Source organism: Microbacterium sp. NPDC077184, assembly GCF_040687055.1.
Lineage (GTDB): Bacteria > Actinomycetota > Actinomycetes > Actinomycetales > Microbacteriaceae > Microbacterium.
The window spans coordinates 260,981-276,260 of the sequence record NZ_JBFBMM010000001.1 but is presented as its reverse complement, the minus strand read 5'-3'; the positions used below and the strand labels follow the sequence as shown (position 1 = coordinate 276,260).

Below are 15,280 nucleotides of genomic sequence, written 5' to 3'. Positions count from 1 at the left end.
GACGCGCCCTCCGACATCGTCGGTCCGGCAGGCCGCGTCGGTGTGGGCTGCGTCGTTCAGGACACGGCGGGCTCGGCATCAGTTTCGCGGCGGCGGGAGAAGATGTCGAGGATGCCGAGCACGAGGGCGATGAGGAGGAACAGCACGACCGCCCCCATGCCGAACGCGTACGCGTCATGATAGGTCGACAGGGTCGGGGTGCCGTTGCCGACCTCGCGGTAGATCGTCGAATAGAACAGCGAGAGGCCGACGGCCGTGCCGATCGCGGATCCGATCCGCTGGCCGAGCTGGCCGACGGATCCGGCGAGACCGCCGTCGCGGACGGGGATGTCGGCGAGGGCGAGTGTCTGGTTCGGGGCGATGACGAGGCCCCCGCCGAGACCGCCGACGGCCATGACCCCCGCCATCGCGTACGGCGCGATCTCGGGAGGAAGGAAGAACGCCACCGCGGTGAGCGCGATCACCGCCACGAGGATGATCGCCAGACCGATGACGACGAGCGGGCGCCCGAATCGGTTCACGAGGTTGCCGCCGACCCAGGATCCGACCGCGCTGATGACGGCGAATCCGATGCCGACCATGCCGGCGAAGACGGGTTCGAGGCCGAGGCCGAGCTGGAGGAACAGAGTGGTGAGGAGGAACAGCGCCGGCGCGGCGGTGAAGTACGACGCGGCGATGAGGGTGCCGTTGCGATAGGACGCGATGCGGAAGAGCCCGAAGGGCACGAGCGGCGCGCGACCGCTTGCGGCGTACCGGCGCTCCCACAGGAAGAAGAGCACCCCGAAGACGGCGAAGAGCGCGAGTGCCCACCATCGCGCCGGGTTGTCGTCGGGCGAGCCGGTCGTGAAGAGGAACGGCCACATCAGCGAGATGACGACGATGGCGAAGAGGAAGACGCCGACCGGGTCGAGCTCGATGCGCGTGCCGTCGCGTTTGCGGACGCTGGGAAGCACCCAGATCGCCAGTCCGATCGCAGCGAGGCACAGCGGCACGTTCATCCAGAAGATCCAGCGCCAGCCGTCTTCGGGGCCGCCGAGGGCGATCAGGAGTCCTCCGAGGGTCGGACCGAATGCCGTGGAGATGCCGATGGTGGCGCCGAAGAGGCCGAATGCCCGCCCGCGCTCTTTGCCCTGGAACAGCTGCTGGATCGTGCCGATGACCTGCGGCATCTGGATGCCCGCGGCGATGCCCTGCACCAGTCGCCCGATCATGAGCGTCGTCGGATCGGGCGCGAGGGCGCACATCGCGCTTGCGAGCGTGAAGAGGGCCAGGCCGATGATGAACAGGCCGCGACGCGACCACTGGTCGCCGATGCGGCCGAACGGCACGAGCGCCAGACCGAAGGTCAGCACGTAGCCCGAGACCACCAGTTGCAGAGCCGTCGGAGATGCGCCGAGGGAGGCCTCGATCGAGGGGACGGCGACGTTGACCTTCGTCAGGTCGAGGATCGTGATGGCAGCGACGGAGACGCACACCCAGAATGCCCGCCATCGCTGGGGGTTTGTCAGCGGAAGCGACAGGGTCGAGGGGGCGGTGGAGGCGGACGGGGACATCGGGTCCAACCTAGACCCGTTCGACGAGGTGGGGATCGGATGCCGCCCTCATCGACGAGCATGCCCGACGGTCGCCGCCGGCGCAGCGCCCGTCCTTATCGGGATTCGGATCGCTGGCACTCACCGTTGATCTCGATGTCTCCGATCGGCGGCGCGACCGACGTCCGTGATCGGCTCTGGTCGTCGGGTCGTCGGCGCGAGGCCTTGAGAGATTGAAGCTTCGCGTCAGAAGGGTGCAGGGTCGGGCGGCGGTGCGCCGCCGCTCCCCTCCGGGGGTGGTGCCCCACCTCCCGACGGCATGAATCTCACCAGCGGTGCCGGTGGGTGGTCGATGTAGACCCTCCCCGTCGGTGAGGTCCATTCCAGGACTCCGCCGCCGAGTTGCTGGACACCCCACGAGGTGAATTGCTTCATCGAATGGTGCCGTTGACATAAGTGGCAGAGGTTTCGGATGTCGGTGGGGCCGCCGAGGGCGAAATCGAGGGTGTGGTCCAGCTCGCAGCGGATCGCGGGGCGTCGGCATCCGGGGAACCGGCAGTGTCGGTCGCGGGCCTTCAAGAATCGCGCCATCGAGGCGGTGCGCCGGTACGAGTCGGTGAACAGCACCTGCCCCGACACGGGGTGCACGACCATCCGCTCCCACGAGGCAACAGCCCCGGCGAGAGCGCGCGCGGTGGCGGGGTCGATCGGGGACGAGCCGACGAGGTCGACGGTGGTGGTGTCGTTCGCGGGGTCATCGTCTTTCCCCAGAAGAGCGAGGGCGGGGACGACGACCTGGACTTTCGCGCGGATCATCCCGAGGGTGCCGTTTCCGTCGCCGTCGATGGTGGGGTCTGCCAGGGGTGAGCCTGTGACGAGCATGTCGCAGAAGATGTCCGCACGGAGCTGGTCCCGCGTCCGACAGTCCGGCGTCGCGTCGGTGTCCGCGTCGGCGTCCGCCCCGCCGTCGCCGGGTGTGTTGCGGGCGTCGATGATCGAGGAGGCCTGCTCGTTGAGGCGGTCGCTGATTCCTTCCGCAAGCAGGGTCGGGAGGGTCGCGACGAGTTCCGACATCCCATCCGGCAACGGCGTGACACTCACCCGACGTTCCTCGCGAGCCTTCGCGTGCCGCTCCGCGAGCGTCCGCGGGTGCAACTCCTGCGCGAGGTGGTCGAGGCGGTCCTTCACACGCCCGACGGCTTGACCCACACACAGCTCCGCGGCCCGAGCGTCGAACTCCGCCCGCGCATCGCGGGGCAGCACCGTCCCGCACCGCAACACCGCGGTCGCGTGCGCCCGGGTGATGCGCCCTGCTTCCCACGCGGTCAAGGTGGCGGGGTAGCACTCGACCCATTCCATCGCCTGGTTGATCTGCGCTTGCATCGACCGGTCGGTGGTGAACGTCACCCCGGCAAGTTCCGCGGCGACGGAGCGGTAGACCATCTCCTGCGACCGTACTGACGCCGGCTGACGACGCGCCACCCGCTCCGCGACCGCCCCCGCACGGGCCTGGTTGCGAACGTTGCCGACTTCCATCGCCCCCAACGCCGGCGTCATCGCCTCGGCGTAGCGCGCGACCTCGTCCAGCTCGGCGAGGTCTTCCTCGCGGAACTCGATCAGGAAGCTCGTATTCATGTTCGAAGACTAGCGATAGCCTCCGACATTCAAAGCGGATATCTCAACGACGTGGAAAGAAATTCTGAAGCGATCGTTTACGGCAGGGGGCAGTCAGCCTGTTTGACGTTGTTGCGCCGGTCTCAGAGCCCGAATGCTCCTCCGCTGATCAGGATGAATACACCGAGCCCGATGAGGACGAGGGGGAACAGGACGTGTTCCCAACGTTCCAAGATCTCGGCGATCGGACGTCGCGTGGCGATGAACTTGGCCACGATGACGAGCACAGCAACGAGCGCGAGGAACACGACGCAGTATGCGACCACCGCCGCGGGTCCGACGTTGAGGAAAACGGGGACGTAGACGCCGATGTTGTCACCGCCGTTAGCGAAGGTGACCCCAGCTACGGCCCAGACAGCAACCTTCTTGCCTTCGATCTTCGCCTCATCGTCGTCATCGTCGTGCCGGCGGCGCCATGCTTGCCAAGCTGCCCATAGTCCTAACGCCAGCGGGATGAGGCCGAAGTATGGAATGACCTCGGGCGGAAGGAAGGCTCCGGCGCCGAGGGAAACGAGTACGGCAGCGCCGAGAATGCCGACGAATCCCAGGTACTGACCCGCCAGGATTCGAGTTGTCGTGCCGCGTTGCCCCGCGCCGCGGGCGAAGAATAGGGACAACACGATGATGTCGTCGATGTTCGTGGCTAGGAACAGACCGATCGCTTGGAGGACAGAGAGAATCATGTGTTCGCTTTCCGGAGATAGAGCAACAAGCCAAGTCCCACGCCGACGCCGAGGATGACGTCGGCAAGGTTGCCGATGAAGAGGTTGCCGTAGGCCAGGAAGTCGGTGACGTGACCGCGACCGAATCCGGGCGGAGCGAGCAAGCGGTCCAGCAGGTTGCCAACCGCGCCTCCCCACAGGAGTCCGATCGCGATCGCCCACCCAGCCGTTCGGGCGCGCGTCGCGGCGATGAGCAGCGCGATGGATGCGGCAGCGGCCAAGACGGTCAGGAGCCAGGTCGCGTCGGCGCCGAGAGACATCACGGTGCCAGGGTTGAACGCGAGCTGCAGCCCGAGCCAGTCTCCGAGGATGGGGACTCGGTCGGCCTCGCTGAGCCGTGCAAGGGCGAGTGCCTTCGTGCCTTGGTCGACCCAGACGGCGACCGCTGCGACACCTACTGCGAGTAGGAACCGCAGCAATCGGCTTCGCGCGGACGCTCGGTCGGGCGAACTCGTCGCGTCCCCACGAGTGGCTCTGCCGAGAGTGATTCCGTCATCGGGCCGGGTCATGCCTTTCTCCGTCGCGCCGCTCGGAGCCCGTTGAGGATAACGACAACCTCTGCGACCTCGTGAACAAGGACGACGGCTGCCAGACCTAGGTATCCGGTAATCGCCAAGGGCAACAGCACCGCGATGATCGCGATGGACAGCACAACGTTCTGATTGATGATGTTGCGGCCACGGCGTGCGTGTTCCAGTGCCTGCGGGATAAGGCGCAGGTCATGTCCAGTGAACGCAACATCGGCCGACTCGATCGCGGCATCCGCGCCCTTCACTCCCATCGCGATTCCCAAGTCCGCGGAAGCCAGCGCGGGGGCGTCGTTGATGCCGTCCCCGATCATGGCCGTGGGTTGCGACTTCGACAGTGCTGCGACAGCGGCAGCTTTATCCTCGGGGCGTAGCTCGGCGCGCACATCGCTGATCCCGGCCTGTGCGGCCAGAGCTGCGGCGGTGCGAGCGTTGTCGCCGGTGAGCATTGTCACCGCGATTCCACGTCGGGTGAGGGTTGCGATGACATCGGGAACTTCAGGGCGCAGCTCATCACGCACTCCTACCGCGCCAACAGGCTGGTCGTTGCGGTGCACGATAACCACAGTCATCCCCTCGGATTCCATTGCCTGCACCTCGCCGTCCAGCGAACCGGCGTCCAGCCAGCGCGGGCTACCCACCGCGATACGGGCACCGTCGAGCGTGCCAGAGATGCCGTGTCCGGCAGTCTCACTGACGGCCTCCGCGGTTCGGGCCTCGGAAACGGCGGTGGTGATCGCAGCAGCCAGGGGGTGCGTACTGTGACCCTCCAAGCTCGCCGCCCACGCGAGCACATCGTCCTCGGTCGTCCCCGCGACGGTGACGACGCGGGCCACGGTGGGCTCATTGCGGGTCAGGGTGCCGGTCTTGTCGACAGCGAGATGGCGGATCCCACCAAACCTCTCGAACGCGGCCCCGGACTTCACCACCACACCAAACTTCGATGCTGCACCGATCGCGGCTACGACGGTGAGCGGAACAGCGATCGCCAGGGCGCACGGGGACGCGGCGACCAGCACGACCAAGGCGCGGGTGATCCACAGCTCAGGATCGCCAGTCAGGAGCGAACCGAGCACACCGACCAGAACCGCGAGGATCATCACTCCGGGAACGAGAGGACGGGCGATCCGGTCAGCCAGTCGCGCCCGGTCGCCCTTCTCAGCTTGCGCCTGCTCGACCAGCTCGACGATCGTCGTCAGCGAGTTGTCGGTGCCAGCAGCGGTCGCCTCGATTTCGAGAACGCCTGTGGTGTTGATCGACCCGGCAGAGACTTCGTTGCCGGGATCGACGTCGACCGGGATCGACTCGCCCGTGATCGCTGAGGTATCCAGGCTGCTCCGCCCAGTCCGCACAATGCCGTCTGTGGCTACCCGTTCACCCGGGCGCACCACGAGCACGTCTCCCACGCGCAGATCCTTCGCCTCCACTTCGGACGTCGCGTCGCCTCTCTTGACGAGTGCGGTTTCGGGTACGAGCTTCAACAACGCCCGCAAGCCCGCGCGTGCACGGTCCATGGCCCTGTCCTCCAGCGCTTCCGCGATGGAGTACAGGAACGCCAACGCCGCGGCTTCCTCGACGTAGCCGAGGATGACTGCACCGGTAGCGCTGATCGTCATCAACAGTCCGATCCCGAGCTTTCGCTTCGCGAACAGCTTGCGCAGCGCACCCGGAACGAAAGTCGACGCACCCAACAACAGAGCCACCCAGAACAGCACCGGGCCCGCGGCCTCTGCGCCGGTCCACTCGCACACCAGGCCGGCGCCGAACACCACGCCGGAGAAAATCGGGATCAGAACGCCCGGGCTCCGGTACCACGGCCGGTCATCGTCATCATCGTCGTCGAGGTCGACATGCTCGACGTGCGAACCCGTGACCGAGCTCACGCCCGCAACTCCCCCGCCACGCATCCTTCGACCCCACAGTCCGGGTCCATGCACGGCACACTCTCATCGACCGCGAGCGTCACGTCAACCAGCGCCGTCAAGGCGCGGGCAAGGTGTGGGTCTGCGACCTCGTAGCGAGTCTGCCGCCCCTCGGGCTCAGCCACCACGATCCCGCACCCGCGCAAACACGTCAGGTGATTCGAGACGTTGGAACGAGACAGCCCCAGCTCCCGAGACAACACCGCCGGGTAGCTCGGTCCGTCAAGAAGGGTCAGCAGGATGCGCGAACGAGTATGGTCAGCCATCGCCCGCCCGAGCCGGTTCATCACGTCAAGTCGATCTGAAATAGTCAGCATACGATGACTATACATTGTGCGATGTACAGTTTACCGCCGTCTTCATGCATCCTCAAACGGCTTCCACCGGTTCGAGACGCTCGCCTGGGCGGGCATCACTTCCGGCATCGTCGACGCCTGGCCGGCGGCGCCAAAGACGACCCGGGTATCAAGGCTGCCTTTCGGGAATAGACCGGCACCCGTTGAGTTGGATACCCATAGGGGGTATCTTGTGAGCATGAACGGTTACACCGACAACAAGGCGGATCTGCGTAAGCGATTGAGTCGGGTTGAGGGTCAGGTGCGGGGTATCTCTCGGATGGTCGATGAGGACAAGTACTGCATCGACATCCTGACGCAGGTCGCTGCGGCCACGAAGGCGCTTGAAACTGTGGCGTTGTCGCTTCTCAGCGACCATCTGAGTCATTGCGTCGCCCAGGCAAGCGCTGAGGGTGGCGAGGTTGCCGCGGAGAAGGTCCGCGAAGCAAACGATGCCATCGCTCGCCTGGTCCGTTCATAACCACTCGTCAAACTACTTGGGAGGAACTCACCATGACTGACCGCATCGAACTTGGACTGAAGGACGCGAACGCTGGTTGCGCGTGCTGCGCCGCTCCATCGAACACCGAAGCATCCACTCCTGTCACGACCCCGGTCTCGGAGGATGTCCTGGTCACCGGGATGACGTGCTCACACTGTGTGTCGAGCGTCAGTGAGGAACTGAGCGCCCTGGACGGTGTCGCGTCCGTCACCGTCGACCTGAACACTGGCGGCCCGTCCCGAGTGACGATCCACAGCGCATCCCCTGTCGATCCCGCTGCCGTGAGGGCTGCGGTCGAAGAGGCCGGCTACAGCCTCGCGACCGGTCACGCCTGACCCACTATCCGTCCGCGCCCGGGTCATCCCCGGGCGCATCCGAGCAAGGGTTTCCGATGAGCCAGCACGACGAACACACCCATCACACTGGACACGAGAATCACGGCGGCGCGCCGACAGCGCAGCATGACCACGCGGCGATGAGCCACGATCACGGCGCTCCTCAAGAACACGCCGGTCACAGCGGTCACGAGGGCCACGCCCGCCACGCCGGCCACGGCGATCACGTGGGCCAGTTCCGGCGATTGTTCTGGATCATGCTGATCCTCGCGGTCCCTGTTGTCGGGTTCTCGATGATGTTCTCGATGCTGCTCGGGTACCCGCTGCCGGAGGCCGCGTGGATCGGGTGGGTATCCCCGGTTCTCGGGACGGTCATGTACGTGTGGGGTGGTGCCCCGTTCCTCACCGGCGCGGTGAGTGAGCTGCGTGCCCGTAAGCCCGGCATGATGCTGCTGATCGCCCTGGCGATCACTGTGGCGTTCCTCGCATCCTGGGGTGCGAGCCTCGGGCTGCTGCATCACGAGCTGGACTTCTGGTGGGAGCTGGCGCTGCTAATCGTGATCATGCTGCTCGGTCACTGGATAGAAATGCGTTCGCTCGCACAGACGACCTCAGCGTTGGATTCCCTGGCTGCGTTGCTGCCCGACGAGGCGGAGAAGATCGAGGGAGATACGACCGTGACGGTCGCCCCGTCTGATCTGCAGGTGGGTGACATCGTGGTGGTGCGCCCGGGTGGGCGGGTGCCCGCGGACGGGAGGATCGTGCAGGGCTCGGCCAGCATGGACGAGTCGATGATCACCGGCGAATCGCGCCCGGTACGTCGCAGCGACGGCGACCAAGTCATCGCCGGCACCGTCGCCACCGATTCCGGGGTCCGGGTCGAGATCACCGCAATCGGTGAAGACACTGCTCTCGCCGGGATCCAGAAACTGGTGACCGAGGCGCAGAACTCATCCTCACGAGCGCAGCGACTCGCAGACAAGGCGGCAGGGTGGCTGTTCTGGTTCGCACTCGGCGCTGCCGCCATCACCGCGATCGTCTGGACGGTCGTCGGCCTGCCCGACGCCGCAGTGATCCGCACGATCACCGTGCTGGTAATCGCCTGCCCGCACGCTCTGGGCCTGGCGATTCCGCTCGTCGTGTCGATCGCGACCGAGAGGGCCGCGCGTGGAGGCGTTCTGATCAAGGATCGTCTCGCGCTGGAGAGCATGCGCACCGTCGATACCGTCCTGTTCGACAAGACCGGCACGCTCACCAAGGGCACTCCCGCTGTGACCGCGATCGACCCCGTCTCCGGAACCGACCCTGATCAGTTGCTGGCGTGGGCGGCGGCCGCGGAAGCAGACTCCGAGCACCCGCTCGCTCGCGCGATCGTGAACGCGGCGAAGGAGAAGACTCTCACGGTCTATTCCTCCTCCGACTTCGAATCTTCCCCGGCGGTTGGGGTGCGTGCACGTGTCGATCGACGCATCGTGCAGGTCGGTGGCCCGTACATGCTCGAGCAGGAGCACGCCTCCGAGCTGCCGGTCGCCGACGAATGGCGCGATGAGGGGGCGATCATCCTCCACGTGCTCGTCGACGGCCAGGTCGCCGGAGCGCTGCGTTTGGCGGATGAGATCCGCTCGGAGTCGCGTCACGCCGTCGACGCCCTCCATGAGCGCGGCGTGCAGGTGGTCATGATCACCGGTGACGCCGACGCGGTTGCCGCCTCGGTCGCGAGCGAACTCAGCATCGACCGCTACTTCGCCGGGGTCCGACCGGAGGACAAGGCCTCGAAGGTGAAAGAGCTTCAGGGCGAAGGCCGCAAGGTCGCGATGGTTGGAGACGGTGTCAACGATGCCCCCGCGCTCGCGCAGGCCGACGTCGGTATCGCCATCGGCGCGGGAACGGATGTCGCGATCGCGTCCGCGGGCGTCATCCTCGCCAGCGACGACCCCCGTTCGGTGCTGTCGGTGATCGAGCTGTCGCGGGCCAGCTACCGGAAGATGAAACAGAACCTCTGGTGGGCCGCCGGCTACAACCTGCTCTCCGTCCCCCTCGCGGCCGGCGTGCTCGCCCCGATCGGGTTCGTGTTGCCCATGTCAGTGGGTGCGCTGCTGATGTCTCTGTCGACCATCGTGGTCGCCCTCAATGCACAGCTGCTGCGCCGACTGGATCTGCGCCCGGACGCGGTGACGGGCACGTAGCCGGGAATCAGAGGCGCATAGTCTGCGGTGTTAGCATCCTGAGCAGAGTGGAGGGTCCCCGCATGCATGTCGCGTTTCGCAGCGCACGCCCGCAGCTGTCGCTGCGCGCGCTGTTGATGCTCGGCGCGGCCACGCTCATGGTCATCGTCGGGCTGCTGGCCATGCACACCTTCACCGCCGAACCAGCCGGGCACGGATCGCCCGGGCTCACCCACTCAACATCCGCAGCCGGCGATGAGCACGCCCCTGACGTGATGGGCACCGCCTGCGATGGGCCCTGTCACGTAAGCACCGGGCCCGACCAGGGCCACAACGACATGCTGACGGCCTGCGTGCTCGCGCTACTCGCCGGCCTCCTGCTGCTGCTTCCTCCGACGCTGATCCACGGTCGCGGCCTGCCCCTTCACCGAGCGATGAGCCTGGTGAGATGGGGTGCGACCGGTGTTTTTCCGCGGGCTCCCTCGCTCACGTTCCTTTCGATAAGTCGCACCTGAGTAGTCGCCGCCGACCCGAGCGGTCGGTTTCGTGGCGCCGCCTGGCGCCGTTATTTGCGAACCCTCATACGACTTATCGAAGGAACAATCATGAACAAGAAGATCGCCCTCGCTGTCAGCACCGGCATTCTGACACTCGCGCTGGCGCTCAGCGGCTGCGCGGACAGCGGCACCGCGCCGTCCAGCGAGACCACCTCCCCGTCGCAGTCGTCGTCGACCTCACAGGCGACTGAGGCGGATGAGATGTTCGTCACGATGATGATCCCGCATCACCAGCAGGCCATCGAGATGGCCGACATCCTGCTCGCCAAGGACGGGGCAGACCCACGCGTGGTCGAGCTCGCCGAACAGATCAAAGCAGCGCAGGGTCCCGAAATCGACAAGATGCTCGGATGGCTCGAAGACTGGGGCGTGGACTACGACCCTGACTCCATGGGCGGCATGGACCATGGGTCAATGGGCGGTGACGACAGCATGATGTCCGAAGAAGACATGACCCTGCTGGAGAACGCAGACGCCGCCGAGGCCAGCCGTCTGTTCCTCGAACAGATGATCGTGCACCACGAAGGTGCCGTCGACATGGCGCAAACTGCCCTTGACGACGCGCAGAGCCCGGACGTCCTCGACCTCGCCCAGCAAGTGATCGACGATCAGACCGCAGAGATCGCCACAATGCAGGAACTCCTGGAACAGCTCTAGGACCCGACTCGGGCGGGCCCAGAAACGTTCGGCCCGCCCTCACCGGCCACCTCTTTGCCACGCCCTCGACATCCATTACATGTCGGTGCGCTCCTGCCGCGCGCCGCGAAGCCAGGCCGTCCCGCGGCCGCCACCGGAAGCCATCATGAAACGCTCACTCCTTCTCGCCACTGCCACGGTGACCGCCCTCGCCGTCATCGCCACCGGCTGCACCGCAACACCGCTCGGAAACCCCGACTCGGCACCCCGCATCGACCACATCCACGGCATCGCCGAAGACCCACGTGGCGATGACCTGCTCATCGCCACGCACAACGGCATCTTCACCCTCGACCCCGGCGGGAAGATCTCCGGCCCGATCGGCGGACACGATTTCGACGCCATGGGATTCACCGCCTGGAAAGACACGCTGTTCGCGTCCGGACACCCCGGGGAAGACACCCCGCCTGAACTGGGAGCCCCGAACCTCGGCATCATCCGCAGCGACGACTACGGGAACTCCTGGTCCCCGATCGCCCTCAACGGGACCACCGACTTCCACGTCCTGACCGCAGGACCCGACGGCGTCCTGTACGGCATCCCTTCCAGTCAGGTGAACCTACTCACCAGCACCGACGAGGGAAGCACCTGGACAGAGCGTGCACCCCTCGGCGCCGCTGATCTCGCCGCCACCGAATCCGGCGTGTACGCCGCCGCCGAAGAAGGCCTCCTCCTCAGCACCGACGGCGGCAACACCTTCACGCCCGTCGATGCGGCCCCTGTCCTGTACGCCCTGGAGGCGCGCACGGACGGCACCCTTCTTGGTGCTGGTACGGACGGCGTCCTGTGGTCACAGGACGAAAGCGGTGCCTGGCAGCAGCTGGAATCGCTGCGCGGCGCCGTGCAAGCCCTCTCCGTCATCGACGAGCGCATCATCCTCGTTGACGACCGTGGCATCGTCGAGATCTCCACAAACGGCACGACCGTCCTCAGCCCCGCCCAATAGGGGGCGGATACCGACAAAGCCCCGCGCTCCAAGACTTCTCATGAACAAGCCCAAGAACCCATTGCGGAATCTCACGTTCTTCATCACAGCCGCGACGATCGCCGTCGCCCTCCTCGCCATCGCCAGTTTCCTCACGATCGGAGCGATCTTCCAATGACCCGCGCCGGAACCCACCCGCTCGATCCTGTGCGAACGCATCGACGCCTCGTTCGCCTCGGGTACGTGCTCCTGGCCACGGGCCCGGTCCTCGCACTCGCGCACTTGCTGAGCGACACGCAATCGACCGATGCCGCCTGGTGGACCTACACAGTCGCCAGCTACGACATCGCGCTGATCATCGTCATGGCTGCCGTGGCATTGATCCTGCGGGATCCCCCGCCTGGGGGAACGGATCAGCGAGACACTGCGCCCTGAGCGTTGAGGCCGCATCACGGCTGGGGTTACCATGCCCTCCCGGGGTATTCAACGGGGTGCCGCAGGCGACACCGTGATCGTAGTTTGAGAGTTCCAGGACGACGAGAGGATTCGATCATGACTGTCGTGGCAGAAATGCTCCGCTCCTATCCGAAGGACCTCGGACAGGTCGACCAGAAGGCGCTCGTGGACTGTATCGAGGCCTGCATGGACTGCGCCCAATCGTGCACCGCATGCGCGGATGCGTGCCTGAGCGAGGAGATGGTCTCAGAGCTCACGAAGTGCATCCGCACGAACCTGGACTGCGCCGACCTCTGCGACACCACCGCGCGCATCCTGTCCCGACACACCGGCTACGACACCAACCTCACCCGGGCAGCCCTGGAAGCGTGCCGCACCGCGTGCGCGAGCTGCGCCGACGAGTGCGAGAAGCACACCATGCACGAACACTGCACCGTGTGTGCCGCGGCCTGCCGGCGATGCGAAGACGCGTGCGCCACGCTCCTCGCAACCCTCTGAACCGGACGCTCGTCAACCGCGCGACGCGCAACCAATCCAGACGAACAGGTGAATCACATGTCACAGGATGCCCATGAAGGAAGCGAACGACAAGCAAAGGACAAGAAGCACGGCTCGCTGAAGATGTACCTGCGTTTCGCGGCGATGATCCTCACCGGCATGGTCGTGATGTACTGGACGATGTTCGCCGGAGTGTGGGAATGGGGACACATCCGCTTCAGCGAGAGCCGCATATTCATGGCTCTCACCATGGGCGGCGCCATGGGCCTCGTTATGCTCGCCTGGATGCTGAACATGTACAAGAACACCAAAGCGAACATCGCCGTCGTCATCGTCAGCGTCCTCCTGCTCGGAGGCGGCGTCGCGCTCGACCGTAGCCAGATCACCGTCGACGACACCGCATACATGCGGGCCATGATTCCCCACCACTCCCTTGCGATCACCAGATCTGAACGAGCGCAGATTCAGGACATCCGGGTCTGCGAGCTCGCCGTCGGGATCAGCGAAGCTCAGCGGCGAGAGATCCTAGAAATGGACTGGCTGATCGACGATATTGAACGCAACGGACTCGCCACGACACCCGAGGACGCGCAGAACCGGCCCGTTCCCGACTTCGACCGGGCTGCCGACCGTGAATGCACCGACGACGAGTAGCGACGCCCGGGCGTGGCCAAGATGTCTGCGACGAGATAGTCACCGAGGTCCGCTGAAAGTCCCCACCACCGAATGAGTTTCGGAGAGCCACTGCGGCAGCTCGCCGTGAGACTCTAACCGAATCAGTCAGAAACGATGAAATTCGAGGCCCTCCGCAACGCCCCAAAAGCCCGCCCGGGGCAGCTCGCGGATCGTCGCCGAGTCGATACCCGGGCGAAACACCCGCCGTCCTATCGTGGACCATGGCGCCTTCTTCCGATTCCGCAGCCCGATCCACCGTCGTCGCCCTCGTCGGATGCGACAGCGACGAGCTCCTCGAGGGGATCTCCGACCTCCCCGCCGTCGCCGCCCTGTCTCTGCGCGGACAGGATCCGACCGACGCGGCGCTCGCGATCGCGACGCGTCCGCAGCCCTACGTCGTGCATGACGCCGACCCGCTCGAACACGTCGCCGCCGCGTGGGTGGAGCTCTTCCAAGAGCGCACCACCCTCGGCACGCTCGAGGTCGAGGTGGAGGCGCTTCTGGCGCTGTTCGCGTCCGGCGCGGCGTTCATGCCCGACTACTACGTCGTCGCCTCCCCCGGCGCGGTCGAGGGCGAGTGGCGGCACTGGTGGTTCGGAGCCCTCGCCCATCACGCCCCGGCGCGCGTGCTCCCGATCGAGGGGTCGGCCACCGCCATCCGCCAGCGACTCCGGAGCCTCCCGGCGTCTCGCCCGTGGCCGGACCCGGCGTCGTGGCTTCCGGCGGTGCACTTCGACATCCCGGACCGCGTAGGGCTCTACGGCGCACGCGGCGCCGCCTGAGTCCGCGGTACCCTCGCCCGTGGCCTCGATCCTGTCCTACACGCACGCCGGCGCGACGCTCGTCGCCGAACTGCGCAACGAAGGAACCGGCGTCGGCCCCGGTCCGTTCCTCCTCATCCATGGGATCGGCATGGGCCGGAGCGTGTTCACGGACCTCATCTCGCACCTCGACGATGCGGCCCCCGTCGTCGCCGTCGACCTGCCGGGATACGGCGAAGCGCCACCGCCCGTCCGGGTCCTGACGATGGAGCGCACCGCCGACCTGCTCGCGGCGTTCCTCGAGCATCACATCCGGGTCCCCGTCGTGGCGATCGGCCACTCGATGGGGTCTCAGATCGTCGTGGAGCTCGCGGCCCGGCATCGGCGAGCACGACCTCGTCGCCCCGCGCCGCTGGTGCACCCGCATCACCGAGCTCATCCCCGCCGCGAAGCTGACCGAGATTTCGCATCACGGTCACGAGACGATGATCCGGGATGCCGCACCCGCCGTCGCCCGCATCCTCCCGTTCGTGGCGAGATGAGCGGGCGAGGCGGAAGGCGTCAGGGGCGATCGGGAGCTGCGGCGTCGCCCGTAGAGATCTGACGCACGAGTTCATCGATCTCGTCGTCGGGGAGCGCGATGCCGGTCTGCTCGAGACGCTGCGCGAGCACGTGGCGAATCTCGTCGAACGTTCGGGTGCCGACATCCGATCGGGTCTGCGCGACGATGCCGGCGACCTTCGCGACGTCATCGGCGTTGTTCTGCGACATCGCGGGAAGTCGCTGCTCGGTGGCATCCCCGAGGCCGTTCTTCCGCTGCGCCTCTCCGACGGTGAGGGTGTCGCGCTCGGCGTCCTGACCGTGGTGGTCGGCGCTGCCGACCACACCGATGCCGACCGCCTCGTGGCTCACGCCGTTGTCGCCGGTGTTCTCGCCTGTCGTGCTCATGGCGCACTCCTCTCGTCCGTGCACCAGCCTCACACCGCGACGCCGCCGAT

General features: G+C 66.2%; 18 protein-coding genes. 11 read left to right on the top strand and 7 right to left on the bottom strand.

The window, feature by feature from the left end:
- Positions 1 to 56 precede the first annotated feature (56 nt).
- The 6 genes from AB0O93_RS01215 to AB0O93_RS01190 all read right to left on the bottom strand — a co-directional run bounded on the left by AB0O93_RS01215 (position 57) and on the right by AB0O93_RS01190 (position 6,694).
- Positions 57 to 1,553, bottom strand: coding sequence for an MFS transporter (locus AB0O93_RS01215; protein WP_363339732.1), 1,497 nt, complete (start codon positions 1,551 to 1,553; stop codon positions 57 to 59).
- Between the two features lie 225 nt (positions 1,554 to 1,778).
- Positions 1,779 to 3,167 (bottom strand): DUF222 domain-containing protein, encoded by a 1,389-nt coding sequence (locus AB0O93_RS01210; protein WP_363339730.1) that lies wholly within the window; start codon positions 3,165 to 3,167, stop codon positions 1,779 to 1,781.
- Between the two features lie 122 nt (positions 3,168 to 3,289).
- Entirely contained in the window at positions 3,290 to 3,889 is a 600-nt protein-coding gene (locus AB0O93_RS01205; protein WP_053548203.1) for a cadmium resistance transporter, read from the bottom strand.
- The gene (locus AB0O93_RS01200) at positions 3,886 to 4,437 is read right to left on the bottom strand and encodes a signal peptidase II (RefSeq protein WP_082334722.1); all 552 of its coding nucleotides are present in this window, start codon (positions 4,435 to 4,437) and stop codon (positions 3,886 to 3,888) included. Before AB0O93_RS01200 ends, AB0O93_RS01205 begins: the two co-directional genes overlap by 4 nt.
- Complete coding sequence (locus AB0O93_RS01195; RefSeq protein WP_363339727.1) at positions 4,434 to 6,338, bottom strand: cation-translocating P-type ATPase; 1,905 nt, start codon at positions 6,336 to 6,338, stop codon at positions 4,434 to 4,436. The genes AB0O93_RS01200 and AB0O93_RS01195 overlap by 4 nt, the downstream gene beginning before the upstream one ends.
- Positions 6,335 to 6,694 (bottom strand): metalloregulator ArsR/SmtB family transcription factor, encoded by a 360-nt coding sequence (locus AB0O93_RS01190; protein WP_363339725.1) that lies wholly within the window; start codon positions 6,692 to 6,694, stop codon positions 6,335 to 6,337. The genes AB0O93_RS01195 and AB0O93_RS01190 overlap by 4 nt, the downstream gene beginning before the upstream one ends.
- Positions 6,695 to 6,911: 217 nt before the next feature.
- Here AB0O93_RS01190 and AB0O93_RS01185 point away from each other — a divergent pair, with 217 nt between their 5' ends.
- The 11 genes from AB0O93_RS01185 to AB0O93_RS01135 all read left to right on the top strand — a co-directional run bounded on the left by AB0O93_RS01185 (position 6,912) and on the right by AB0O93_RS01135 (position 14,886).
- Complete coding sequence (locus tag AB0O93_RS01185; protein ID WP_053548254.1) at positions 6,912 to 7,193, top strand: metal-sensitive transcriptional regulator; 282 nt, start codon at positions 6,912 to 6,914, stop codon at positions 7,191 to 7,193.
- Between the two features lie 32 nt (positions 7,194 to 7,225).
- Positions 7,226 to 7,549 carry a cation transporter gene (locus AB0O93_RS01180; protein ID WP_155048972.1) on the top strand — a complete coding sequence of 108 codons (324 nt, stop codon included), beginning with the start codon at positions 7,226 to 7,228 and terminating at the stop codon, positions 7,547 to 7,549.
- Positions 7,550 to 7,605: 56 nt separating this feature from the next.
- Positions 7,606 to 9,735: a heavy metal translocating P-type ATPase gene (locus tag AB0O93_RS01175; RefSeq protein WP_053548205.1), complete on the top strand. Its 2,130-nt coding sequence runs from the start codon at positions 7,606 to 7,608 to the stop codon at positions 9,733 to 9,735.
- Between the two features lie 62 nt (positions 9,736 to 9,797).
- Positions 9,798 to 10,229: a DUF6153 family protein gene (locus AB0O93_RS01170; protein ID WP_053548206.1), complete on the top strand. Its 432-nt coding sequence runs from the start codon at positions 9,798 to 9,800 to the stop codon at positions 10,227 to 10,229.
- A gap of 90 nt (positions 10,230 to 10,319) precedes the next feature.
- Positions 10,320 to 10,928, top strand: a complete 609-nt coding sequence (locus AB0O93_RS01165) for a DUF305 domain-containing protein (RefSeq protein ID WP_053548207.1) — start codon at positions 10,320 to 10,322, stop codon at positions 10,926 to 10,928.
- A 145-nt stretch (positions 10,929 to 11,073) separates the two neighbouring features.
- Entirely contained in the window at positions 11,074 to 11,913 is an 840-nt protein-coding gene (locus tag AB0O93_RS01160; protein WP_053548208.1) for a F510_1955 family glycosylhydrolase, read from the top strand.
- Positions 11,914 to 12,066: 153 nt separating this feature from the next.
- Positions 12,067 to 12,327, top strand: coding sequence for a hypothetical protein (locus AB0O93_RS01155; protein ID WP_053548209.1), 261 nt, complete (start codon positions 12,067 to 12,069; stop codon positions 12,325 to 12,327).
- 117 nt (positions 12,328 to 12,444) lie between these two features.
- Positions 12,445 to 12,846, top strand: coding sequence for a four-helix bundle copper-binding protein (locus AB0O93_RS01150; protein ID WP_053548210.1), 402 nt, complete (start codon positions 12,445 to 12,447; stop codon positions 12,844 to 12,846).
- A gap of 57 nt (positions 12,847 to 12,903) precedes the next feature.
- Positions 12,904 to 13,500, top strand: a complete 597-nt coding sequence (locus AB0O93_RS01145) for a DUF305 domain-containing protein (protein ID WP_188700523.1) — start codon at positions 12,904 to 12,906, stop codon at positions 13,498 to 13,500.
- Between the two features lie 242 nt (positions 13,501 to 13,742).
- Positions 13,743 to 14,303: a hypothetical protein gene (locus AB0O93_RS01140; protein ID WP_363339720.1), complete on the top strand. Its 561-nt coding sequence runs from the start codon at positions 13,743 to 13,745 to the stop codon at positions 14,301 to 14,303.
- 19 nt (positions 14,304 to 14,322) lie between these two features.
- The gene (locus AB0O93_RS01135) at positions 14,323 to 14,886 is read left to right on the top strand and encodes an alpha/beta fold hydrolase (protein ID WP_363339718.1); all 564 of its coding nucleotides are present in this window, start codon (positions 14,323 to 14,325) and stop codon (positions 14,884 to 14,886) included.
- Here the strand turns inward: AB0O93_RS01135 and AB0O93_RS01130 are convergent.
- Positions 14,844 to 15,230, bottom strand: coding sequence for a hypothetical protein (locus tag AB0O93_RS01130; protein ID WP_363339716.1), 387 nt, complete (start codon positions 15,228 to 15,230; stop codon positions 14,844 to 14,846). The two genes, AB0O93_RS01135 and AB0O93_RS01130, sit on opposite strands and share 43 nt — an antisense overlap.
- Positions 15,231 to 15,280 lie beyond the last annotated feature (50 nt).